Annotated in this window: 16 protein-coding genes and 2 tRNA genes; 10 read left to right on the forward strand and 8 right to left on the reverse strand. The window is 61.5% G+C overall.

Going from position 1 to position 23290, the window contains the following annotated elements; genetic code table 11:
• Positions 1-128: 128 nt before the first annotated feature.
• From G489_RS0102280 to G489_RS0102295, 4 genes are all read right to left on the reverse strand, one after another.
• Positions 129-2780: a valine--tRNA ligase gene (locus G489_RS0102280; protein WP_029040153.1), complete on the reverse strand. Its 2652-nt coding sequence runs from the start codon at positions 2778-2780 to the stop codon at positions 129-131.
• A gap of 144 nt (positions 2781-2924) precedes the next feature.
• Positions 2925-3692 (reverse strand): PopZ family protein, encoded by a 768-nt coding sequence (locus G489_RS0102285; protein ID WP_051332215.1) that lies wholly within the window; start codon positions 3690-3692, stop codon positions 2925-2927.
• A 316-nt stretch (positions 3693-4008) separates the two neighbouring features.
• Positions 4009-5346: a TolC family outer membrane protein gene (locus G489_RS0102290; RefSeq protein ID WP_035871182.1), complete on the reverse strand. Its 1338-nt coding sequence runs from the start codon at positions 5344-5346 to the stop codon at positions 4009-4011.
• 233 nt (positions 5347-5579) lie between these two features.
• Complete coding sequence (locus G489_RS0102295) at positions 5580-6242, reverse strand: protein-L-isoaspartate O-methyltransferase family protein (RefSeq protein WP_029040156.1); 663 nt, start codon at positions 6240-6242, stop codon at positions 5580-5582.
• A 180-nt stretch (positions 6243-6422) separates the two neighbouring features.
• Between G489_RS0102295 and G489_RS0102300 the strand changes: the two genes are divergently transcribed.
• The 3 genes from G489_RS0102300 (at position 6423) to G489_RS0102310 (ending at position 7331) form a co-directional block, all read left to right on the forward strand.
• A tRNA-Cys gene (locus G489_RS0102300) sits at positions 6423-6496 on the forward strand.
• A 28-nt stretch (positions 6497-6524) separates the two neighbouring features.
• A complete protein-coding gene (gene mobA, locus G489_RS0102305) occupies positions 6525-7127 on the forward strand; it encodes a molybdenum cofactor guanylyltransferase (protein ID WP_029040157.1) in 603 nt (200 codons plus the stop codon).
• A gap of 128 nt (positions 7128-7255) precedes the next feature.
• Positions 7256-7331 (forward strand) — tRNA-Asn (locus G489_RS0102310).
• A gap of 180 nt (positions 7332-7511) precedes the next feature.
• Here the strand turns inward: G489_RS0102310 and G489_RS18745 are convergent.
• The gene (locus G489_RS18745; protein WP_051332216.1) at positions 7512-9278 is read right to left on the reverse strand and encodes a methyl-accepting chemotaxis protein; all 1767 of its coding nucleotides are present in this window, start codon (positions 9276-9278) and stop codon (positions 7512-7514) included.
• A gap of 260 nt (positions 9279-9538) precedes the next feature.
• Positions 9539-11617, reverse strand: a complete 2079-nt coding sequence (locus G489_RS0102320) for a putative bifunctional diguanylate cyclase/phosphodiesterase (RefSeq protein WP_051332217.1) — start codon at positions 11615-11617, stop codon at positions 9539-9541.
• 276 nt (positions 11618-11893) lie between these two features.
• Between G489_RS0102320 and G489_RS0102325 the strand changes: the two genes are divergently transcribed.
• Both G489_RS0102325 and cydB read left to right on the forward strand, forming a co-directional pair.
• Positions 11894-13312, forward strand: a complete 1419-nt coding sequence (locus G489_RS0102325; protein WP_029040159.1) for a cytochrome ubiquinol oxidase subunit I — start codon at positions 11894-11896, stop codon at positions 13310-13312.
• Positions 13302-14303: a cytochrome d ubiquinol oxidase subunit II gene (gene cydB, locus G489_RS0102330; protein WP_029040160.1), complete on the forward strand. Its 1002-nt coding sequence runs from the start codon at positions 13302-13304 to the stop codon at positions 14301-14303. The genes G489_RS0102325 and cydB overlap by 11 nt, the downstream gene beginning before the upstream one ends.
• A 192-nt stretch (positions 14304-14495) precedes the next feature.
• On the opposite strand, the gene cysN is transcribed toward cydB, so the two are convergent.
• Positions 14496-16388, reverse strand: a complete 1893-nt coding sequence (gene cysN, locus G489_RS0102340) for a sulfate adenylyltransferase subunit CysN (RefSeq protein ID WP_035871186.1) — start codon at positions 16386-16388, stop codon at positions 14496-14498.
• Positions 16388-17299, reverse strand: coding sequence for a sulfate adenylyltransferase subunit CysD (cysD, locus tag G489_RS0102345; RefSeq protein WP_035871188.1), 912 nt, complete (start codon positions 17297-17299; stop codon positions 16388-16390). Before cysD ends, cysN begins: the two co-directional genes overlap by 1 nt.
• Positions 17300-17494: 195 nt before the next feature.
• Here cysD and G489_RS0102350 point away from each other — a divergent pair, with 195 nt between their 5' ends.
• The 5 genes from G489_RS0102350 (at position 17495) to sseA (ending at position 23262) form a co-directional block, all read left to right on the forward strand.
• Entirely contained in the window at positions 17495-18916 is a 1422-nt protein-coding gene (locus G489_RS0102350) for a cryptochrome/photolyase family protein (RefSeq protein WP_029040164.1), read from the forward strand.
• 149 nt (positions 18917-19065) lie between these two features.
• Positions 19066-20118 (forward strand): cysteine synthase A, encoded by a 1053-nt coding sequence (locus G489_RS0102355; protein WP_029040165.1) that lies wholly within the window; start codon positions 19066-19068, stop codon positions 20116-20118.
• 15 nt (positions 20119-20133) lie between these two features.
• Positions 20134-21573, forward strand: coding sequence for a cardiolipin synthase (cls, locus tag G489_RS0102360; RefSeq protein WP_029040166.1), 1440 nt, complete (start codon positions 20134-20136; stop codon positions 21571-21573).
• A 24-nt stretch (positions 21574-21597) separates the two neighbouring features.
• Positions 21598-22326, forward strand: a complete 729-nt coding sequence (locus tag G489_RS0102365; RefSeq protein ID WP_029040167.1) for an alanyl-tRNA editing protein — start codon at positions 21598-21600, stop codon at positions 22324-22326.
• A 93-nt stretch (positions 22327-22419) separates the two neighbouring features.
• Positions 22420-23262 carry a 3-mercaptopyruvate sulfurtransferase gene (sseA, locus tag G489_RS0102370; RefSeq protein ID WP_029040168.1) on the forward strand — a complete coding sequence of 281 codons (843 nt, stop codon included), beginning with the start codon at positions 22420-22422 and terminating at the stop codon, positions 23260-23262.
• The last annotated feature ends 28 nt before the right edge of the window (positions 23263-23290 follow it).

Consider the following 23290-nt stretch of genomic DNA (forward strand, 5'->3'; position numbering starts at 1 on the left):
TAATCGATTGGTTTGACGGTTAGCAGCGCATTGACGGAACCGGCGCATTCACAGCGCCATTCTTCAGCCCCTCAAAACAAATGAGGCGCCCGAAGGCGCCTCATTCAACAATCCAAGCTGGTCCACAATCAGCCGAGGCGGGCCATTGCGGCCTCGGTGCGGGATTTGCGCTCGTTGAGATCGGCCAGACGGCTGCGTTGTTCTTCGACCACGGCCTCCGGCGCCTTGGCGATAAACTGCTCATTGCCGAGCTTCTTCTCGATGCGAGCGGCCTCGTCCTCGATCTTGGCGATCTCCTTTTCGAGGCGGGTGCGTTCCGCATCGATGTCGATAACGCCGGCGAGCGGCAGGCAGACGGTCGCCTCACCCAGCACCAGCTGGGCAGAGCTTGGCGGCACGTCGTCTGCAAAGGTCACGCTTTCAAGGCGCGCAAGCCGTTCGATCAATGCTTCATTGTCCTTGACCCGCTGACGGGTGGCATCTTCGGCGCCGGTGATCACCAGCGGGATTCGCGCGCCTGCCGGTACGTTCATTTCCGCCCGGACCGAGCGCACCCCGGAAATCAGCGCAATGATCCATTCGATCTCCGCGTCGGCGTCAGCATCTTCCAGACCGGCGGCCTGAGGCCAGTCGGCAAGCACCAGCATGGTGTCGTGCCTGGCGCCGGCAACCTGCGCCCACAGTTCTTCAGTCACAAAGGGCATGAAGGGATGCAGAAGCTTGAGGATTTCATCCAGCGCATAGGCTGCGCTGGCACGGGTTTCGTCGCGCGCCGCTTCGTCCTCGCCTGACAGGATCGGCTTTGTCAGCTCCACATACCAGTCGCAGAAGGTGCCCCAGACGAAGTCATAGGCGGCATTGGCGGCTTCATTGAACTTGTGCTCGGTGATGCCGGCGGTAACCGCCGCAACGGCGCGTTCGGTTGCGCCGATGATCCATTTGTTCACCGGCAGAGCGACAGATTTGGGGTCGAACCCGTCAACACGCGCACACTGGTTGATGTCGAGGAAGCGGGCCGCATTCCAAAGCTTGGTGACGAAGTTGCGGTAGCCTTCAACGCGCGACATGGAGAGACGAAGGTCCCTGCCCTGCGCGGCCATCGCCGCCAGGGTGAAGCGGGTCGCGTCAGCGCCATAAGTGTCGACGAGGTCGAGCGGGTCGATGACGTTACCCTTGGTCTTGGACATTTTCTGCCCATGCTCGTCGCGCACCAGCGCATGCACATAGACCGTCTCAAAGGGTTCCTTGCCCAGGAAGTGCAGACTCATCATCATCATCCGGGCGACCCAGAAGAAGATAATGTCGAAGCCCGTCACCAGCACCGAGGTCGGGAAATAGGTCTTGAGTTCCTCAGTGTCGTCGGGCCAGCCAAGGGTCGAGAACGCCCACAGTGCGGAAGAGAACCAAGTGTCGAGGACATCTTCGTCGCGGGTGAGTTCGACCGCCTTGCCATAATGCTTCTCGGCGGCGGCGAGCGCTTCGTCTTCTGTCATTTCGACAAAGACGGTGCCGTCCGGTCCATACCAGGCCGGGATTTGATGACCCCACCAGAGCTGGCGTGAAACACACCAGGGCTGGATGTTTTCCATCCAGGCGAAATAGGTGTTCTCCCAGTTCTTCGGGACAAACTTGGTCCGGCCCTCGCGGATCGAGGCGATAGCGGGCTTGGCCAGGGTTTCGGCATCCACGAACCACTGGTCGGTCAGATAGGGTTCGATGACGACCATCTTGGTCTTTTCGTCATGCGGAACCGAGATCACCTTGTCCTCGATGCGGACAAGCGCACCGAGTTCATCGAGATCGGCGACGACCTGTTTGCGCGCGTCGAACCGGTCGAGCCCCTGATAGGCCTCCGGCGCGTTCTCGTTGATCTTCGCATCGACGGTGAAGATGTTGATCTGCTCGAGGTCGTGCCGAAGGCCGACCTGGAAATCGTTGAAATCATGCGCCGGGGTGATCTTGACCGCACCCGAGCCCTGTTCGGGGTCGGCGTGCTCATCGGCAACAATGGGGATCAGTCGGCCGGTCAGTGGCAGGCGGACCTTTTTACCGATCAGGTGGGTGTAGCGCTCGTCCTCGGGATGAACGGCAACGGCGGTATCGCCGAGCATGGTCTCGGGCCGGGTCGTAGCGACGACGATGGTCTCGTCCGTCCCTTCGACCGGGTAGCGCAGATGCCACATGTGGCCGTTGACCTCGATGTTCTCGACTTCGAGATCGGAGATCGCGGTCTGCAGGCCCGGATGCCAGTTCACCAGGCGCTTGGCGCGGTAGATGAGGCCTTCCTTGTGCAGCTTGACGAAGACTTCGAGCACTGCGCGGGACAGGCCCTCATCCATGGTGAAGCGTTCGCGGGACCAGTCACAGGAAGCGCCGAGCCGGCGCAGCTGCCCCATGATCTTGCCGCCGCTTTCTTCCTTCCACTCCCAGACGCGCTCAAGAAACGCCTCGCGGCCCATTTCGCGGCGCGAGGGAAGCTGGTTTTCCATCAACTTGCGCTCGACGATCATCTGAGTGGCGATGCCAGCGTGGTCTGTGCCGGGCTGCCAGAGCACATTCTTGCCGCGCATGCGCTCGAAGCGGATCATGATGTCCTGCAGCGTGTTGTTGAGCGCGTGGCCCACATGCAGGACGCCGGTGACGTTGGGTGGCGGGATGACGATGGAGAAGGAATCGGCCCCCTCCTTTGCGCCGGCACCGGCCTCGAAAGCCTTTGCTTTCAGCCAAGCCTCGTAAATCCGTCCTTCAACGCTGGAAGGCTCATAGTTTTTATCGATCATCGGAACGGCCCATACGCATACGCGCTCGCCGGATGGCGGGCGGGGAAACAGTCATTGGTGTAAAGCCAAGCGCAATCGGCCTGTCAACCGGTGAAGGCCGAATTGGCGCAGGAGGGAATGTGGTCAGCGGGCCGGAATTGCCGTTTAGCGGCCGCGCGAGACCCGTTCGATTTCACGCTGTACGAGGCGCTCGACCATCGATGGAAGATTATCGTCCAGCCACTCCTTGAGCATCGGACGCAGCATCTCGCGGATCAGATCCTCGACCGTGCGTTGCTGGCCGGAGAGCGCCAGGGCGTTGAGCTGGCTGAAGGCCTTGTGGGTGGCTGCTTCGACAGCGGGCTCCACCAGGCGTTCCGCAATATCTGCGGAGAGGTTCTTGTCCGGCAGGCTGGAGGCCGACTCCATACGGGGCTCCGGTTCGGGCTGCGGAGCGGGATCATCCGCGGCCGGTTCGGCGAAGGCGACGTCATCAGGCATGACCATGCCGGATTCCCCTGCCGGTTCCTCCACGGGCTCTTCGTAGCGCGGTTCTTCGGGCTGCGGCTCTTCTGCCGGCGCGGCAGGCGCAACGTCTTCCTCGGTCAGCCCCCACTCTGAAAGATCGGGATCGTCGGTGCCGGTATCGTCCTGTGTTTCGCCCATCTCATCCGCGATGATCTGTTCGGGGCTGAGCGCCAGCGGTTCAGCGTCGCGATTTTCCGCGGTCTCGTCGGCGGGCGAAAAGGACGGCAGGTCATCATCTGCGGCGGCCTGTGGTTCCGGGTCGGGCTCAGGGGCCGGCGCGGGTGCAGGAGCCGGTTTGGATGCCGCTGCTGCCTGGGCTTCGGCAGCGCGTTTGGCCTTGGCCGCGGCCGCACCTGCATCATCGTCGGCAATGATCTGCCGGATCGACGAAAGGATGTCATCCATCGACGGTTCTTTAGACGCGGGCTGGTTCATAACGGCCTCATTATCACTCAAAGGCGCGGCGGCGCGCAGTTCGGTCTCGTGCCTGGCCCCCTTGCCGCCGCGTACTCGCCGAAACCAGGACCAAGCCTGATTCGGGTGATTTCACCTTATCCCGACTGCAGGGGATAACCCAATACCGGGCACGCCGGCGTTAACCTTTCATCCACCAAAAGCTGCTTGCACCAAAAGCTGCTTGCACCAAAAGCTGCCTGGGCCAAAAAGAAAAACGCCCCGGAGTGACCGGGGCGTTCCTTGTTCGGTTTTTCGACGTCAGCGATCAGTCAACGGTGCGGATATCGCCCCATGCGTCATTTTCGACAGCCTGGCGATAGGCCTGACCCGTCTTTATGGCCACCGGCAGACCGAGTTCGGCAGCGCTGAGCCGGCCGGCTGCGGCAACAACGGAGAACGCCGCGACGATCTTGTCGCGCTGCGCCGAGATCAGGGCTTCGCGGGCGCCGGTGAGTTCGGCGCGGGCGTTGAGCACGTCGAGAACAGTGGCCTGACCGACCTTCTGCTCCTCGATGCGACCGTTGAGGACCGACTGGGCGGCATTGACGGCGCTCTGAGCGCTCTCAATCTGTGCGATCGCGGTCTGGTAGCCCGACCAAGCGGAAATGGCCGATTGACGAACCTCGAACATGGTCGCCTGGGCATCAAACTCTGCCTTGGTGCGATTGAGGTTCGCCTGTTTCATGCCCGAGGTGATCGAGCCGCCCGCATATATCGGGACGACAAGCTGCAACCCGATATCCCCGCTGATGGTACCGTTGGCGGCGCCCGGCGGAGGAGAATCCGTGAACGAACCGGTTATCGAGCCAACCAGCTTTAGGGTCGGACCGAAAGCGCGGTTGGCAAGGTCGCTGCCATAGCGGGCGGCGCGGACCTGGGCCTGCGCGGCGAGATTGGCCGGGTGGCTGGCATTGGCCGACGCCATGACTGAGTCGAGGCTCCCCGGCATGATGCCACCGAAGCGGAAATCCGAATTGAGGTTGCGCGGCTCAACACCCACCCAGCGGGTATAGGCGGCGCGCGAAATCTGCAGCGAGTTGACCGTGGCGCGATAGGCGGCAACGGCCTGGGCGAGGCGCGATTCAGCCTGGGACACGTCGATCCGGGTGCCCGTGCCAACCTCAAGCCGGTCCCGGGCGGATTTCACCTGGGCCTGCAGGAAGCCGACATTGTCCGACCGAAGGCTGGCAAGCTGGGTATCACGCACGACGTCCATATAGGCGGAGGCGGCAGACAGGAGAACGTTCTGCTCTGCATTGCGCAGCCCTTGCGAGGCTGCATCGGCGAGCGCACGGGCCTGATCGATCTGGGCGTCGGTGCGCAGCCCGTCGAACAGGGTCTGATCATAGGAAAGGGTCAACCGGCCCGAACCGGAGTCCGAGAAAGTGCCGCCATTGACTGACCAGGAATAGCCGGTGTTGGCGGAGAGGCTGATATTGGGTCGCTTCCCGGCCTTGCGCTGGGCAATGTCCTCAGAGGCGATCTTGACGCTCAAAACGGCCGAAGCCAGCGTGGGGTTGTTGGCGTAAGCGCGGGCCATCGCCTCGGTGAGGCTCTCGGCAAATGCCGGGATGGTCGAAATTGCCAGGGCGGCAGCGAACATCACAATACGTCGCGGGAAATGCACCACGAATACTCCCTCAAGTGTACTGCCCTCACACTACGCGAGCGCCATTGCTAAACTATTGCACCAAACTAGCCGTCCCCGATTCGACACTCAAGCGAACCGGTCTCACATCGCTGTGCGGTCACCATAATTTGGTTCAAAGTGGTGGCAGTGCAACAGGACGGGTCAGCAAGGGACGCATATTTTGCGCGAGAGTGCCAGCGAGCCCCTCAAAACTGGAACTGCGGCGCCTTGGCAAAAGCCTTGAGGGACGGCACCCCGGCATTGAAGGCCACGCGCTTGGTGAACTCGTCGCCGGAGCGAATGTAGACCGCCGCCACAAAGACCGCGCCGGAACGTTCGATAGCCACCAGGCGTCCGCCTTCCTTGAGCTGGGCAAACAGCTCCTCGGGGATTTCCTCGACGGCGCCTTCAATGATGATGACGTCAAAGGGAGCCTCGCTCGGCACGCCGCCGGTGAGCTCACCCTGAACGACAGCCGCATTCCCGATATCGAGGGCCGCGAGGTTCTCGTTGGCGAGTTCGACCAGCGCCTCATTGTCCTCAATGGCAACGACGGATGAGGCGAGCTGCGCCAGCACCGCTGCCGAATAGCCGGTACCACAGGCGATATCGAGAACGACGTCATCGCTGCCGACTTCACCGAGTTGAACCAGCCGGGCAAAGGGCATGGGAGCCAGCAGGAACCGCGGCGCAACGCTCGATCCGACCGGGAGGTCTTCATCGATATAGGCCAGGGCGCGACGATCCTCCGGCAGGAAGCTCTCGCGCGGCACGCTTCCCATGACGTTGAGAATACGCCGATCGGTCACGTCATTCGGCCGAAGCTGGCTGTCGACCATGGCGGTGCGGTGTTTGGCGAAATCGGTCATTGGGGCCTCGCGCGGGCGGTATCAGTTGCCGGTTGCATATCGCCGGGCGTTCAGCAGCGCAAGTGTGGCTTGCGACCGCTGCCCTGCTATCCTGCGACAGAAATCATCTGCGGGGCAATCCGGGCATCGATTGCGTCTTGCACATGCCCGGCTTTTGACTTACGACCCCGGTCTGTTTGGGGCCACGTGGCGGAGTGGTTACGCAGCGGACTGCAAATCCGTGTACCCCGGTTCGATTCCGGGCGTGGCCTCCAAGCCTTCCTTTGTGAAAACGGCGTTCCCATGCCGGACAATCCCCATATTTCAGGCGTGATTCTGGCAGGCGGCCAAGGCCGGCGGCTCGGGAATGTGGACAAGGCGCGGCTGCGCCTGGGCGGACAAAAGCTACTCGAGCACGCCGCCGCGCGCCTGGGGCCTCAAACCGAGGCCGCCGTCGTGGCGGGCGGTGAAACCACCCTGCCCGGCCTGGCCCTTCTCAAGGATGATGGCGGTGGTCCGCTATCGGGCCTGCTGGCAGCGTATACACATGCCGGTACGTCTGCCGTCCCGCCGGAATGGCTGGTCACCGCACCCGTCGATTCTCCTTTCTTCCCTACGGATTTCGTCACGCGCGCGCTGGGCAAGGCCGGCGATGCCACCGATGCGGTCGTGGGATCTTCAGGTGACACGCTCTACCCGGTTTGCGCATTGTGGCGGCGTTCAGCTCTGGACCGTTTGCCGGACCATCTGGCGCACAATCCGGACCGCAGCGTCCGCGGCTTTCTCGACATTTTGCGGTGGCTGCCATTGGATTACGCGGACCGGGACGACAATCCCTTTTTCAACATCAACCGGGTCGGCGACCTGATCAGGGCTCGAAAGCACCTTGCGCGGAACCGGGACTAACCCGACCCCGCCGCCCCGGCCGTGAAGAAAACCTGGTTCGTGCCAAGAAGTTGTCAATTGGGGTCTTGGCAAACCGGATCAAACGCGTTACATCCGCCCCCACTTCGCCACTGGCGAGGTTTTGGTGATCCCCGGTAGCTCAGTTGGTAGAGCAAGCGGCTGTTAACCGCTGGGTCGCTGGTTCGAGTCCGGCCCGGGGAGCCATCCTCCTTCACCATCAATGCTTTATCTGCTTCTGCTGAACCGTTGCGTTCGGCCGAATTGGCGTGTGCATCGTGCTGGCAGGTGGGCCCGGCAGGCGCCATAACGCGCTTCCGGGCACGCCCGACATCAGCAAGGGCACGGCACTGCGACGCGCCCTGCCCCCGGCGGACCGGCCCGCGGTCAGGCCGCGGCCCGGCTGCCGCCGGTCGCGTCCTCCTCGTTTTCGTGAGGATGGAGCAAAATGCCACGCCCCTGAAGCTGCGCGCGGTGACCATCGTCGACCACAAACACATCAACCAAATCATCCAGTTCGTTGGCCTGGTTCTCCGTCTGCTCGATTGCCGCGTTGGTTTCCTCGACAAGCGCAGCATTGTGCTGGGTCATTTCATCGATCTGGCGCACAGACATCGAGACTTCCGAGATCGTGCTCGACTGTTCCTGACTCGCCTCGGCGATTTCGGAAATGAAGTCGGCATTCTCCCGGATACCATCGAGCATGGTCGTCACCTTCTCCGCGGCCTCCGCCACAAGTCGCGAGCCTTCACCCACTTCGGAGGACGACTGATCGATCAGCGACTTCACCTCCGAGGAGGCCTCCGCCGCGGATTGTGCCAACCGGCGCACTTCGACCGCCACCACGGCAAAGCCCTTGCCGGCATCGCCGGCGCGCGCGGCCTCAACAGATGCATTGAGCGCCAGAAGATTGGTCTGGAAGGCAATGTCATCGATCATGCCAATGATGTTTGAGATCCTGGTGGAGGATGACGAGATGCGCTCCATGGCGCCGTTGGCGCCTTCCATCACACGCCCCGCCTTTTCCGCCGTGGTCGAGGCATCACGCGCTCGCTGCTTGGCCGCTTCGGCCCGCTTGGCATTCTCGGTGACCGTGCCGGCGAGCTGTTCCATCGCCGCCGAAGTTTCCTCGATGGTCGCCGCCTGTTTGGTGGTGCGTTCGGAGAGGTCGTTGGCGCCGGACAGGATTTCACCGGTCGCGGTGCGCAAGCCCGCCGAGGTGGTCTTTACCTTGGCAATGGTTTCCGCAAAGGTCTTGAGCGACCCGTTGAACGCCATGCGCAACTGGTCGAGCTCGCCTTCAAACTCGGATTCGATCGCGGCCGTCAGATCGCCCTGCGAGAGCTTGTTGAGATGCTCACCAAGCGTTGCGATGGCCACTTTGCGGGCGGCGATCTCGGAAACGTCATTGGCGAATTTTACAACCTTGAAAGGCTTGCCATTGAGATCAAGGATCGGGCTGTAGATCGCCTGGATCCAGACCTCCTTGCCGCCCTTGCCGAAACGCAAATACTCGGCAGAATGGTATTCGCCCCGATTGAGATGGTCCCAGAACTCGCGGTATTCGCGGCCCTTGGCATAGTCGGGATCAACAAACATCGAATGGTGCTTGCCCACGATTTCATCGAGGGAATAGCCCATTGCGTTGCAGAAGTTCTCGTTGGCAGTCAGAATCTTGCCGGTCATGTCGAATTCGATGACGGCCTGGCACTTGGACAGCGCATCGAGCTGTCCACGGGCATCGGCCTGAGCCAGACGCCGTTCGGTCACGTCGGTCGCGATCTTGACGACTCGCACCACCTTGCCCGCCGAATTGACCACCGGATTGTAGCTGGCCTGGATCCAGACTTCGCGACCGCCCTTGGCGATCCGCTTGTATTCCGCACGGTCAAACTCGCCGCGACCGAGCCGTTCCCAGAATTCCTTGTATTCCCTGCTTTCCGCATGGCCCGGTTCGACAAACATGCGATGGTGCTGCCCGACGATCTCGTCGCGCTCGTAGCCCATTGTCTTGCAGAAGTTTTCGTTGGCCTCGATAATTGTGCCGTCGGCGTCAAACGTGATGACCGCCTGCGATTTGGATAAGGCCTCTACTACCGCTTCTGCATCCTTCGCCGCACTGCCGCCGCGGCCAGAAAGGATGTTCAATTTCATGTCGCATACTCCCGCTTGTTGAGCAGAGTCTCCGTATGCTGACGCCCCGTTTTTTCTATTTCACCTCAACTGTATTAACGAGTAATGACGATAATATATACCGGCTGATAAATACTTGTACGTAAAAGAAAAAATCAGATGAGAGTATGTTATCAAGTTAAGTATGTTGATGCATACGTAAAATTACTAGCGCACCGAACGAATGGCACGGCAAGCAATTGATTTTACATTCTGATTGCCCGGAAGATCGGGCCGCAGGATCAGCCGAGGACGGTGAACCGGCCGACCTTTCGGCCTTCAAGCCCGGCCTGGCTCTCGTCTGCATCGATCATGGTCTGGGCCTGATGCAGTGGCACGGGCCGGGAAATGAAGTAGCCCTGTGCTTCTTCGCAACCACGCGCCTTTAGATGATCGAGCGTCTCCTCGTCCTCAACCCCTTCGGCGAGCGCCGGAATGTCGAGGCTGTTGGCCAGGATCATGGTGGCCATGACAATGGCGGCCGACTGCTTGGAGGTCGTCAGTGACGACACGAAAGAGCGGTCGATCTTGATCTTGTCGAAGGGGAAAGACTGCAGTGTCGACAGGGAGGAATAGCCCGTACCGAAATCGTCCATGACAATGGTGACGCCCAGCGCCTTGAGCTGGTGCACGACCTGCATGGTGCCGAGCGTGTTGTCGAGAATGCCCGTTTCAGTGATTTCGAGCTCAAGCCGCTCGGGCGCGAGGCCAGTGTCAGCCAGAGTCTGGGCCACAAGCTGAGCGAAGTTGCCGATATGGAACTGTGCCGAGGCCACGTTGACGGAAATCTTGAGGTGTCCGGGCCAGGTCGCCGCTGTCGCACAGGCTTCACGCAGAACCCAGGCACCAATCGGCAGGATCAGACCGGTCTCCTCCGCGGAGGGAATGAACTCGCCCGGTGGCACCATGCCGCGTTTGGGGTGGTTCCAGCGCACAAGCGCCTCGAAACCGACCAGACGCCCCGAGGCAACGTTGATCTGGGGCTGGTAATGCAAGACCAGCTCATCGCGTTCGAGAACGCGGTGCAGATCCATGACCAGGGCACGTTCGGAGCGCTTGGACCCGTCCATCGCCGGATCGTAGTGACAGACCTTGGAGGTAACCGAGCGCTTGGCCCGGAACATGGCCTGATCGGCGAAGGTCAGCAACTCATCGGCGCTGCCGGTGCAATCGGGGAAGGTCACGACACCAAAGCTGGCAACAAGTCGAAAGTTGAAGCCGCCGTTTTCGACCGGCTTGCGCAATGCTGTTTCCAGGCGCGCGATGAATTCGTCGACAACGGAATCGCGTTCGGCCTCCAGCTTGAGGGCGGCAAACTCGTCGCCACCGAGGCGGACGAGAACCTCGCCGTCGCGCAGGACTGCCCTCGCCCGGCGGGCGACAGTCTTGAGCACCGCATTGCCCATGGCATAGCCGTGGACCTCGTTGATGTCCTTGAAGCGATCGAGGTTGAAAACCGTGATCGCGATCCGCGAATTGCGGGCGCTGATTTCGCCAAGCTCGCGATCGATCTGGGCGGTCAGAAAAGCGCGGTTCGGCAGGCCGGTCAGTTGGTCCGACTGGACCATCTCACGGTAGAGCTCTGCCGCGTGGGCCTCCGAACGGGTGTCGAGGAAGTAGCTCGACGCCCCGACACCGAGAATGATGGCCATCATCACCACGACGGCAAGAACGAGAACTTCGTCCGGCAGCAGCGACGGCGGCACCGCGACGCTCGGGTCGGGCATGATGGTCATGGCGCCCATGCCGATGAAATGCAGCGCACAGATCGAAGCCGTCAGAAGGCTGGCGCCGCGGATCATGCGACCAAGGCCTTCGCCACGCATCAACTGGTTGGCGGCAATCACGCCCAGCGTGACGCCAAAAAAGACAGACGACGCCACAAGCGTCTGATCCCAGCTGACCTGAGCAGCGACAACATAGCCTGCCATGCCCCAGTAATGCATGAGTGCAATACCAAGGCCGAGCGACGCGCCGCCAATTTCCGGCCAGTACCAGCCCGATTTGCGGGTCATCAGTCCCACAGCCAATGTCGCGCCGGCCATGGCCACCAGAAGAGAGGCTGCCGTCAGTACTACGTCATGCCCGCTTTCAACACCCGGATCGAAACCGATCATGGCCACGAAATGGGTTGTCCAGATCATCGTACCGGCCACGATACCGGTCACCGCCGTCCACACGGCCTGGTGCGTGCCTTTTGTCGCCTTGGCGCGGCCGAGCAGCTGGACGGACACCCAGGACCCGAGAACGCAACAGGTTGCAGCAAGCAGCAGAATCCACGGCTCGTGATCGAAAGCGATACAGGACAATACTTGGATCATGAAAAAGTCCGGGAGGCCCGGGCTCCGGCGGTTCGTGTGGCATCTGGCGCGACCATGGGGCGCGATGGATATCGAGCTTGGCCGGAAAAAGTTGCCAAGACCATATTTCTACACGCGTTGAATCCCTGAATTCTTTCCTATGCATAATGAATGCTTAAGGTCGGACCGTGCGAGGCAATTGGTCCCAGTGCAAAGTCCTGATTTAAGGATCAAGCTCATCCACAGACCCATTCGCCGGCTCGGCAACCGGCGAGGCGGAAACGGGAGAATGCCGTCATGTTCGAAGGTTTCGATGCCTTGATGCTGGCGCGAGCCCAGTTCGCGTTCACGGTCTCGTTCCACATTATCTTCCCGGCCTTCTCGATCGGGCTGGCGAGTTATCTCGCAGTCCTCGAGGGGCTGTGGCTGATCCGTCGCGACCCGGTCTACATGGCCATCTTCGACTACTGGAAGAAGGTCTTCGCCCTCAGCTTCGGCATGGGGGTCGTCTCGGGCATTGTCATGTCCTACCAGTTCGGCACCAACTGGGCCGAATTCTCCGACAAGGCGGGACCCGTGATCGGACCGCTCATGGGCTATGAGGTGCTCACCGCCTTCTTCCTCGAAGCCGGTTTCCTCGGAGTTATGCTGTTCGGCCTAAATCGAGTGGGGCCCAAACTGCACTTCACCGCAACCGTGATGGTGGCTGTCGGCACCTTGATATCCGCGACCTGGATCCTGGCCGTGAACAGCTGGATGCAGACGCCGCAAGGGCACGTGATCAACGAGGTGGGCCAATTCATCCCGCAGGACTGGTGGGCCATCATCTTTTCACCCTCCTTCCCCTACCGGCTCGTTCACATGGTTCTGGCTGCTTACCTGACCACCGCCTTTGTGGTCGGCGCCGTTGGGGCCTTTCACCTCCTCAGAAAGCGCGGCGGGCGTCCTGCCCGGATCATGTTCTCCATGGCAATGTGGATGGCGGCAATCGTTGCCCCTATCCAGATCTTCGCCGGTGACCTGCACGGGTTGAACACGTTCGAGCATCAGCCGGCCAAGGTGGCGGCGATGGAAGGGCATTACGAAACCCATGAGGATGGTGCACCGCTCATTCTGTTTGGACTGCCGGACGACGAGGCAGAGGAAACGCGCTTCGCGCTCGAAATTCCCAAGCTGGGTTCACTGATCCTCACTCATCATCTCGATGGCGAGGTCAAGGGTCTGAAGGCCTTCCCGAAGGAGGACCGTCCGCCTGCCGAGATCGTGTTCTGGAGTTTCCGGATCATGGTCGGACTTGGTTTCCTGATGCTGTTCATCGGCGCCTGGTCGCTGTTCCGCCGCTTCGGGCCCGGTGATCTCTATTCCGACAAGTGGCTCCACCGCGCCGCTGTCCTGATGGGCCCATCCGGGTTCATCGCCGTATTGGCCGGATGGGTGACAACCGAGGTCGGGCGGCAGCCCTTCACGGTCTATGGCCTGATGCGGACTGCCGAGAGCGCCTCGCCGATCGAGGCGCCCGCCGTCGGCGCATCGCTTCTCGCCTTCGTCATCGTCTATTTTCTGGTTTTCGGTGCGGGCGTCTTCTACATGCTGAGACTGATGCGCAAGCCACCCGACACACCGGATACCGAGGAAGACAAAGTGCCAACGCGCGCAGCGGGTTTGACCCCCGCGCAGGCGGTCGAGGCGACCAGCGCGGGGGGCAATCATGGTTGATCTGGCGCTGATCTGGGCCGGGCTGATCGCCTTTTCGGTCTTCGCCTATGTGGTGCTGGACGGGTTCGATCTCGGCATCGGCATCTTGTTTCCGCTGTTCAAGGGGCGTGACCGGGACGTCGCCATGAATTCAATCGCCCCGGTCTGGGACGGTAACGAGACCTGGCTGGTGCTGGGCGGCGGCGGGCTGATGGCCGTGTTCCCGGTGGTCTATGCGACCGTGCTGCCGGCTCTATATGCCCCGCTTATCGCCATGCTGCTGGCACTGATCTTCCGGGGAGTGGCCTTCGAATTCAGGTGGCGGACCAAGCGGGGCCGCTCCTGGTGGGATGCAGGGTTCTTCGGTGGGTCGCTGATCGCCTCTTTCATGCAGGGGATCGCGCTTGGCGCGCTGGTACAAGGCATCGTCATAGAAGACCGCGCCTATGCCGGCGGCTGGTGGGACTGGCTGACCCCGTTCAGCCTTTTGACCGGCGTTGCGCTGGCCACCGGGTATGCCCTGCTTGGCTCGACATGGCTGGTAATGAAGACCACGGGTAACCTGCGGGACATTGCGCAAAAGGTTGCCCGATTGTCTGCGCTCGGCATGCTGACACTGATCGGCGCGGTGAGCCTTTGGACACCTTTCCTCAACCCGATCTATCTCGAACGCTGGTTCAAGTGGCCGACCATGCTGTTCTCCGGAATCGTGCCGGTTCTGGTGCTGGCCTGTTTCTGGTGGCTGTGGCGGTCGCTTTCTGCCCAACGCGACACCGCCCCCTTCCTTGCCGCATTGGGGCTGTTCGCGTTGAGTTTCACCGGGCTCGGGATCAGTTTCTTTCCCTATATCGTCCCCGGTGCGCTGACCATTCAGGAAGCCGCGGCACCGCCGGAGAGCCTCGGGTTCCTCTTGGCCGGCGCCGTGGTGCTGGTGCCGATCATCCTGATCTACACCGCCTATGCCTATTGGGTGTTCCGCGGCAAGGTCGACCCCGAGGAAGGCTACCACTAATGGCGAGGTCGGGGCTTTCCTCGCGGCTGATCTGGTTCGTCGGCCTTTGGGCGGCGGGCGTCGCCGTCGTGGTGCTGATCGGGGCCGTTATCAAGCTGGCGCTCGGGGCGTAAGGGGCGCTGCCTCAGCCCTCTCCCTCGCCCTTCGTCCTTCGACAGGCTCAGGATGAGGGTTGAGGGATAGACGTGCGGCTTAGCCAAACAGCCGGTGATAGAGCTGGTCGGCCAGTTCCTCGGGTTCGGCTTCGGCGCCGGGCAACACCAGATCGGCGCGTTCGGGCGGCTCGAACGGGCTGTCGATACCGGTGAAATTCTTGATCTCGCCTTTGCGTGCCCGGGCATAGAGCCCCTTGGGGTCACGTGCCTCGCAGACCTCGAGCGGGGTGTCGACAAAAACCTCGACAAACTCGATATCGCCGGCGATCTCGCGCGCCATGCGCCGCTCGTTGCGGAAGGGCGAGATGAACGAAACCAGCACGATCAAACCGGCATCGGCCATCAGTTTGGCAACCTCGGCGACGCGGCGGATATTCTCGACACGATCGTCATCGGTGAAGCCGAGATCCTTGTTGAGGCCGTGGCGCACATTGTCACCGTCGAGCACATAAGTATGCTTGCCCTCGGCGGTAATACGCTTTTCGACGAGATTGGCCACGGTCGACTTGCCCGAGCCGGAAAGGCCGGTGAACCAGACGATCTTGGGATTCTGGCCTTTTTGCTCCGCCCGGACATCGCGGGTGACGTCAAAGGACTGATAGGTCAGGTTCTGCGCGCGACGCAGGCCGAAATCGATGGTCCCTGCCCCCAATGTGGCATTCGAGATCCTGTCGATCAGGATAAATCCGCCAGTCAGCGGATTGTCCGCATAAGAATCGAAAGTGACCGGCTTGTCGGTCGCAATGGTGACCGTCCCCACCTCATTGAGTTCGAGGTGACGGGCCGCGCTTTGTTCAAGCGTGTTCACATTGATGCGGTGCTTGAGATTGGTCAGCGTCGCCGGAACCGTCTGGCTACCAACCTTCAACAGATAGGTGCGGCCGGGGATGGCCGGGGATTCATTCATCCACACCACACGGGCCTGGAACTGATTGGAGAATTCAGGCGTTTCGCCGGGCTTTGTCAGCACGTCGCCGCGCGAAATGTCGATCTCGCGATCAAGAACCAGCGTCACCGCCGCGCCGGCAGAGGCGGTCTCGTGATCGCCATCCATGGTGACGATGCGCTTGATTTTGGCCGGGATGCGCGAAGCCGCGACGAGGACTTCATCGCCCACGGCGATCGAGCCCGATGCGATGGTGCCCGAGAAACCCCGGAAATCGAGGCTGGCGCGGTTGACCCATTGCACCGCGAAGCGGAAGGGCAACGCGGCCTGATCGGAGGCCACCTCGATATCTTCAAGGTAAGGCACGAGCTGCGGGCCCTTGTGCCACGGCGTGTTCTCGCTCGGCAGCACAATGTTGTCGCCCTTGAGCGCGGAAACCGGCAGCGCCTCGAGCGTCTCGAAGCCCAGCGTGTCGGCAAAGGCGCGATACTCGGCCTCGATCTCGCGGAAGCGTTCCTCGGAATAATCGACAAGGTCGATCTTGTTGACGACCAGCACCACATGCCGGACGCCCAGTAGCGAAAGGATGAAGGTGTGGCGCCTGGTCTGGGTGAGGACGCCCTTGCGCGCATCGATCAGCACCAGCCCGAGATCGGCGGTCGAGGCGCCGGTGGCCATGTTGCGGGTGTACTGCTCGTGACCGGGGGTGTCGGCGACGATGAACTTGCGCTTGTCGGTGGTGAAGAAGCGATAGGCCACATCGATGGTGATGCCCTGCTCGCGCTCGGCGGCCAGACCATCAACCAGAAGCGAGAAGTCGAGCCCCTCCTCGCCGGTCGTGCGATTGCGGCTCTCATTCTTGAGAGCGGCAAGCTGATCGTCGAGGATAAGCTGGCTATCGTAGAGCAGCCGGCCGATCAGGGTCGACTTGCCATCGTCCACCGACCCGCAGGTCAGGAACCTGAGGATCGATTTGTGGGTCTGTTGTTCGAGCCAGGTGGCGATTTCTGCGTCGGTGCGCGGAAAATCGGCGAGCATATCCATCAGAAATAGCCTTCCTGCTTCTTCTTCTCCATGGAGGCGGCCTGATCGCTGTCGATCAGCCGGCCCTCGCGCTCGGACGTGCGGGCGAGGTTCATCTCCATGATGATCTGGGGCAGCGTTTCAGCATTCGACTTGATCGCGCCGGTCAGCGGGTAACAGCCGAGCGTGCGGAACCGCACCATTTCTTCGCGCGGGGTTTCGCCGGGCTCGAGCGGGATGCGGTCGTCATCGACCATAATGAGGGTACCCGAGCGTTCGACAACCGGGCGCTTCGCTGCGAAATAGAGCGGCACGATCGGAATTTCTTCGGCGTAGATGTAGGTCCAGATGTCCAGTTCGGTCCAGTTGGACAAAGGGAAGACCCGCATGCTCTCGCCCTTGGCGATACGCGTATTGTAGGTCCGCCAGAGTTCGGGCCGCTGGTTCTTGGGGTCCCAGGCGTACTGCGCATTGCGGTGCGAAAAGACCCGCTCCTTGGCGCGGGACTTCTCCTCGTCGCGGCGCGCACCGCCGATCGCGGCATCGTACTGACCCTCCGTGAGCGCCTGACGTAGCGCCTGGGTCTTCATGATGTCGGTGTAGGCGGATCCATGATCGAATGGATTGATGCCGTCGCGCACCCCTTCAATGTTGGTGTGCCGGATCAGCTCGAAGCCGTAATCCTCGGCCGTCTTGTCCCGGAACGCGATCATCTCGCGGAACTTGTAGGTGGTGTCCACATGCAGGAGCGGGAACGGGATCTTCGAGGGATAGAAGGCCTTGCGTGCCAGATGCAGCAACACGCTTGAATCCTTGCCGATGGAATACATCATCACCGGCCGCTCGAAGGACGCGGCGGTTTCGCGCAGGATTTCAATGCTTTCTGCTTCTAACGCATCGAGGTGCGTGGGCAGGCCGGCCTCAAGTGTCATGGGTTACCCCGTTTGTGTCGCGTGGTGTTGAAATACGCCGCGTCCCTGCCCCCCGCAAGCCGCAGAACCCCGGTTTTTCATGATCCAAATGCGTGGTTTTCGCGTTCAAGCAATTGCCCGGCCACGATTTTCGCCGCCCCTGCACGATCCGAAAACACCGGTTGGCGTTGGCCGGAAAGCGGAGAAAACTATTTCATGTCCGAGATCGGTAAATCCAGAACCGGCATCGTGTGGATGCGTGAAGATCTGCGGGTGAGCGATCATGCGGCGCTCAACGCCGCGCTGCGCGTTCACAAGCGCGTCCTCGCACTCTATATCCATGAAACGGACGCCGATGCACGGCAGCCCGGCGGCGCGGCCCGGTGGTGGCTTCACCACTCACTCAAGGCTTTGGCGGCCAACCTTGCGAGGATCGGAGTGCCGCTTGCGGTCAAGACCGGCAAAGCGGCAAAGGTGCTGGAGCGCACAATTTCAGAGACCGATGCCGGCGCTGTCTATTGGGGCCGCCGCTATGGCCCTGCGGACCGCGATCGCGACACCAGGATCAAGGCGTCGCTCAAGGATAGCGGGATCGCGGTCCAAAGCTACAATACGCGGCTGCTTGTCGAACCGTTCGAGCTCAAGACAGGGTCAGGCGGGCACTACAAAGTCTTCACGCCGTTCTGGAAGGCTCTTCGGCAAATCGATTTCGAGCGGCCGCAAGCGGTCGAACGGCGCGACACCCCGATCGACACACCCGACGTCGATGCGGACTACAGCGTCCCTCACTGGGCCAACAAGTTCGACGACATATGGACGCCCGGGGAGACAGGTGCGCGAGCCGCGCTCGACCGTTTTGTCGATCAGGCCCTGGCCGACTACAAGGATGGGCGCGACCGGCCGGATCGACCAGCAACCTCGCTGATGTCGCCGCATCTGCGGTTTGGTGAAATCAGCCCGCGCCAGATCTGGCATGCGGTGCGCTTCGCCGCCGATGCCGAGGAGATCGGTGACGCCGCGGACAAGTATCTCTCAGAGATCGCCTGGCGCGAGTTCGCCCATAACCTCTTGTTCCATAACAAGGACATCACCATCCACCCGATGCAGGAAAAGTTCGCGGGGATGGAGTGGCGCGACGATCCGGCAGCCCTCGCTGCCTGGCAGAAGGGCGAGACCGGCATTCCCATGGTTGATGCGGGCATGCGCGAGTTATGGGCGACGGGGACCATGCATAACCGGGTGCGTATGATCGTCGCTTCGTTTCTGGCGAAGAACCTGATGATCGACTGGCGAAAGGGCGAAGAATGGTTCTGGGATACGCTGGTCGATGCCGACATCGCCAATAATCCGGCCAACTGGCAATGGGTTGCAGGGTGCGGCGCCGATGCCGCGCCCTATTTCCGGATTTTCAATCCGGTGACGCAGGGAGCGCGGTTCGACCCCAATGGCGACTATGTTAGACGCTGGGTGCCCGAAATCGCGGCCCTGCCGGCCAAGCACGTCCACGATCCCGCAGGCGCACCCAAATCGGTGCTAGACGAAGCGGACGTGACGCCAGGCGAAACCTATCCACTGCCTATCGCCGATCTCAAAGCGACCCGCGAACGGGCGCTCAATGCCTTCAAGGCACTCGACTAGGTGGCTGGGTTTCGCAATTCGGCCTGAACGGGGTACACCTCTCTCCGCGTGAGCGGAAAACTGGAATGACCTTTCTATTTCAAGACGGTGGGCTTGAGATTGGCCGGTGCGCTCACTACCCTTTTGGCAACGATAACGCCGGACATCCCATGACGATTCATCCCAACGTTCTTTCCGCTATCGGCAACACGCCGCTTTTCCGCCTCAACAAGGTCTCCGAGCTCACAGGCTGCGAGATCCTGGGCAAAGCCGAGTTCCTCAATCCCGGCCAGTCGGTCAAGGACAGGGCGGCATTGTCGATCATCCGGCAGGCTGAAAAGAATGGCTCACTGAAACCGGGCGGCACGATCGTGGAGGGCACGGCGGGCAATACCGGCATCGGCCTGTCGCTGGTAGCCGATGCCCTCGGATACAATTCGGTGATCGTCATTCCCGAGACCCAGAGCCAGGAGAAGAAAGACATGATCCGGCTCGCCGGTGCGACGCTTGTGGAGGTGCCCGCCAAGCCTTACCGGAACCCCAACAATTATGTGAAGGTATCGGGCAGGCTCGCCGAGAAACTCAATCGCGAACTGCCGAATGGCGCCATCTGGGCGCAGCAGTTCGACAATGTGGCGAACCGGCAGGCTCATATCGAGACGACCGGCCCCGAGATCTATGAACAGACCGGCGGAAGGATCGACGGATTCATCTGCGCGGTCGGGTCCGGGGGCACGCTGGCCGGCGTCGCCACGGCGCTCAAGGCGCGCGACCCGAAGATCAAGATCGGCATCGCCGATCCCGAAGGTGCTGCGCTTTACAGCTATTATGCGACCGGCGAGCTGAAATCGAACGGCAGCTCGGTCACCGAAGGTATCGGCCAGGGCCGCATCACCGCCAATCTCGAAGGGCTGGAGGTCGACATGCCGTACCAGATCCCGGATGCAGAGGCCCTCCCCTATATCTTCGACCTGCTGGAAGACGAAGGGCTATGCATGGGCGGCTCGACGGCGATCAACATTGCCGGCGCGGTCCGCATGGCGAAAGAGATGGGACCAGGCAAAACCATCGTCACCATTCTGTGCGACTACGGCAACCGCTATCAGTCGAAGATTTTCAACCCGGACTTCCTGCGTTCGAAATCCCTGCCAGTCCCCGGTTTCCTCGAGGCGCAGATGGACATCGACATGAGCGACGTGTTCGAGCCGGAACCGGATGCGTAGCCCGAGACTTCTGCCGTGAACTGGCTTGAGGTTTTCCTCGAAAACTTCACGCTCATCGCGACGCTTTACGCGGCGAACTATGTGCTTGCCGGTCTTTGCGCCATTCGCGAGGTGATGAACTCGCGCACGGCGCAGGCTTCGATCGCCTGGCTGTTGTCGCTGGGGCTGCTGCCCTTCCCCACCACCTTCGTCTATCTCGTCATCGGCTGGAAGCATTTCGACAGCTACGCCGAGATCCAGACCCATTCGGGCCGGGATCAGCGCGAAAAACGCGCCGCCGAACTCGAGCTGATCGATAATGAGGCTCAACGGAACTGGCCCGTTCTGCATCGCGTGGCGGAAGTGCCGTTCCTGCGCGGCAATAAGACCGAATTGCTGATCGACGGCGATGCGGCCTTTGCTTCGATGCTCGATGGCATTGCACGGGCCAGGAGCTACATCCTCGTCCAGTTCTACATCGTCCGTGACGATGATCTCGGTAATCGCTTTGCCGATGCCCTGATCGAGCGCGCCAGGGCCGGGGTGAAGGTCTATTTCCTCTATGACGATGCGGGCAGTTTCTGGCTGTCGCGATCATACAAAAGGCGGCTGCGAGAGGCCGGCGTCGCCCTGGTGTCGTTCAATCATCGCCACCGGTTCCTGCGCATCTACGGGCCGACCCGGATCAACTATCGCAATCACCGCAAAATCCTTGTCGCGGACGGACTGGAGGCCTGGGTCGGCGGGCTGAATGTGGGGGACGAATATCTTGGCCTCGATCCGAAGATCGGACCCTGGCGGGACACCCATGTCCATGTCAGGGGTCCGGCTGCGCAGGCCTGCGGCCTCGTTTTCCGGGAGGACTGGGCGTGGTCGACCGGTGAGGAACTGCCCGCCGCCGTGCCCGAAGACCTTGGCGAAGTTGGCGATCAATCCGTGCTGGTGATGCCGACCGGCCCCGCAGATCCGCTTGAAGACTGCGCAATCGCCTTTGCCGAGGTGATCGCGCGGGCGCGCAAACGGTTATGGATCGTCAGTCCCTATTTCGTGCCGGCCCGCGACATCCAGACGGCACTCTACGCCGCGTCCATGCGCGGGGTGGATGTGAAGATTCTGTTGCCCGAGAAGCCCGACCACATGCTCGTGTGGCTGGCCAGCATGGCGCATGCGGACATAATGGCGGCGCACAACATCGAGGTCTTCCGCTACCGGGAAGGCTTTTTGCACCAGAAGGTGATCCTGTGCGATGACGAACTGGCCGGGGTCGGGACCGTCAATTTCGACTATCGCTCGTTCAACATCAATTTCGAGATCACGCTGTGGTTCACGGGCCGCGAAATGGTCGATAATGTCAAAGACATGCTTGAACGCGACTTTGCCAAGTCGCTCCTGACCACCCAGGATGAATTGCAAGAGCGCAACTTCTTCTTCCGCCTTGCCTGCCAGACCGCCAAGCTGTTTTCACCGGTCCTGTGAGGCGGGTCGAATCGTGAGGATGTCATGACCGAATTCGTTTTTCGCGAAGAGCCCTACGCCAAATCGATCGAAGCGCAGGTCGTCGAGGTGAACGACCGCGGCGGGATCGTCCTCGACCGGACGATCTTCTATGCCAATTCCGGCGGACAGCCGGGCGATACCGGCGTTTTCGAGGTGCCAGGCGGCAGCCGGATCGAGATTGCCACGACCATCCATCCCGGAGACAAGACCGAGATTGTGCATGTCCCTGCCGAAGGCCAGGAGCTGCCGGCCGCAGGCGACACTGTCGTTGCCAACCTCGACTGGGACCGACGCCATCGACTGATGCGCATGCACACAGCGCTTCATCTGCTTTCGGTCGTGTTCCCCTTCCCGGTCACGGGCGGGTCGATCGGAGAGGATAAGGGCCGGCTCGATTTTGACATGCCGGAGGTGCCCGACGACAAGGATGCGCTCGAGGCGCGTCTCAACGAGATGATCGCCGCCGACCACCCGGTCACCTCGGAATGGATTACCGAGGAAGAACTCGACGCCAATCCCGACATGGTCAAAACGATGCAGGTCAAGCCGCCACGCGGCCAGGGCCGTGTGCGCCTCATCCGAATCGGGTCGGGGCCTGAGCCTGTCGATCTGCAGCCTTGCGGGGGCACGCATGTCGCCTCCACGGGCGAAATCGGTCCCGTCCGGATCGGCAAGATCGAGAAGAAAGGCCGTCAGAACCGCCGCGTTTCCCTGCACTTTGCCGAGGAGTGATCGCTTTCGGCTTTTCCGGGAATCGCCAAAATCATCTATAGCTGAGGGCGCGCACGCAATTCGCGCGATGGCCGCTATCGGTTGGGGGAAATCATGGCCGTAGAATCGCCACTCAAATCGACGGGCTGGCTCGACACCTACCGGGCTGAGCCGCATGTCAAAATCCTCGATGCCTCTTGGTATCTGCCGGGCATGGGGCGCGACGCCTATCGCGAGTTCGAAAACAAGCACATTCCTGGCGCGGTGTTTTTCGATATCGACGGCATAGCCCAGCCGGATACGGACTTGCCGCATATGGCCGCGGATCCGCAGCGCTTTGCCGAGATGGTGGGGGCGTTGGGCATTTCGGCCGACGACACAATCGTTGTGTATGACGGGGCCGGCCTGTTTTCCGCGGCCCGTGCCTGGTGGAATTTCAGGGCGATGGGTGCAGCGCGGACCTATGTGCTCGATGGCGGGTTGCCCAAATGGCTTGCCGAAGGCCGCCAGGTCGAATTCGGGACCGGCGTGGCCGACCCGGTGCCCTTCGCGCCCCACCCGCGTGAAGATGCCCTGGTCAGCGCCGAACAGGTGCAGCGCCGCCGCGAATATGTGCAGGTCGTGGATATGCGCCCCGCGGACCGGTTCACCGGAGATGCACCGGAGCCGCGCGCCGGCCTTCGATCGGGGCATATTCCCGGCTCGCTGAATGTGCCGTTCGGTGACCTCGTCAAGGCCGGTCGCCTGCGATCCAAAGACGAACTGGCCGCGCGGATCGCTTCGGCAGGTGTGGATGCACAGCAGCCGGTCATCGCCAGTTGCGGATCCGGGGTCACCGCCCCTATTCTTTTGCTGGCGCTGGCGCAGATGGGTATCGACGCGATGAGCCTTTATGACGGATCATGGGCCGAATGGGGCGCCAATGACGCCCTGCCGCTTGAGCGTGGGCCAGCGTGATCGAGGTCTGATCAGGGAGGCGCAACCT

This window comes from Cucumibacter marinus DSM 18995, assembly GCF_000429865.1.
Taxonomy (GTDB): domain Bacteria; phylum Pseudomonadota; class Alphaproteobacteria; order Rhizobiales; family Devosiaceae; genus Cucumibacter; species Cucumibacter marinus.

Excerpts from the sequence above, each read along its gene's own strand:
- G489_RS0102280 (WP_029040153.1), bottom strand. The coding sequence starts at position 2,780 with ATGATCGATAAAAACTATGAGCCTTCCAGCGTTGAAGGACGGATTTAC.
- G489_RS0102285 (WP_051332215.1), bottom strand. The coding sequence starts at position 3,692 with ATGGATGACATCCTTTCGTCGATCCGGCAGATCATTGCCGACGATGAT.
- G489_RS0102290 (WP_035871182.1), bottom strand. The coding sequence starts at position 5,346 with ATGTTCGCTGCCGCCCTGGCAATTTCGACCATCCCGGCATTTGCCGAG.
- G489_RS0102295 (WP_029040156.1), bottom strand. The coding sequence starts at position 6,242 with ATGACCGATTTCGCCAAACACCGCACCGCCATGGTCGACAGCCAGCTT.
- mobA (WP_029040157.1), top strand. The coding sequence starts at position 6,525 with ATGCCGGACAATCCCCATATTTCAGGCGTGATTCTGGCAGGCGGCCAA.
- G489_RS18745 (WP_051332216.1), bottom strand. The coding sequence starts at position 9,278 with ATGAAATTGAACATCCTTTCTGGCCGCGGCGGCAGTGCGGCGAAGGAT.
- G489_RS0102320 (WP_051332217.1), bottom strand. The coding sequence starts at position 11,617 with ATGATCCAAGTATTGTCCTGTATCGCTTTCGATCACGAGCCGTGGATT.
- G489_RS0102325 (WP_029040159.1), top strand. The coding sequence starts at position 11,894 with ATGTTCGAAGGTTTCGATGCCTTGATGCTGGCGCGAGCCCAGTTCGCG.
- cysN (WP_035871186.1), bottom strand. The coding sequence starts at position 16,388 with ATGGATATGCTCGCCGATTTTCCGCGCACCGACGCAGAAATCGCCACC.
- cysD (WP_035871188.1), bottom strand. The coding sequence starts at position 17,299 with ATGACACTTGAGGCCGGCCTGCCCACGCACCTCGATGCGTTAGAAGCA.
- G489_RS0102350 (WP_029040164.1), top strand. The coding sequence starts at position 17,495 with ATGTCCGAGATCGGTAAATCCAGAACCGGCATCGTGTGGATGCGTGAA.
- G489_RS0102355 (WP_029040165.1), top strand. The coding sequence starts at position 19,066 with ATGACGATTCATCCCAACGTTCTTTCCGCTATCGGCAACACGCCGCTT.
- G489_RS0102365 (WP_029040167.1), top strand. The coding sequence starts at position 21,598 with ATGACCGAATTCGTTTTTCGCGAAGAGCCCTACGCCAAATCGATCGAA.
- sseA (WP_029040168.1), top strand. The coding sequence starts at position 22,420 with ATGGCCGTAGAATCGCCACTCAAATCGACGGGCTGGCTCGACACCTAC.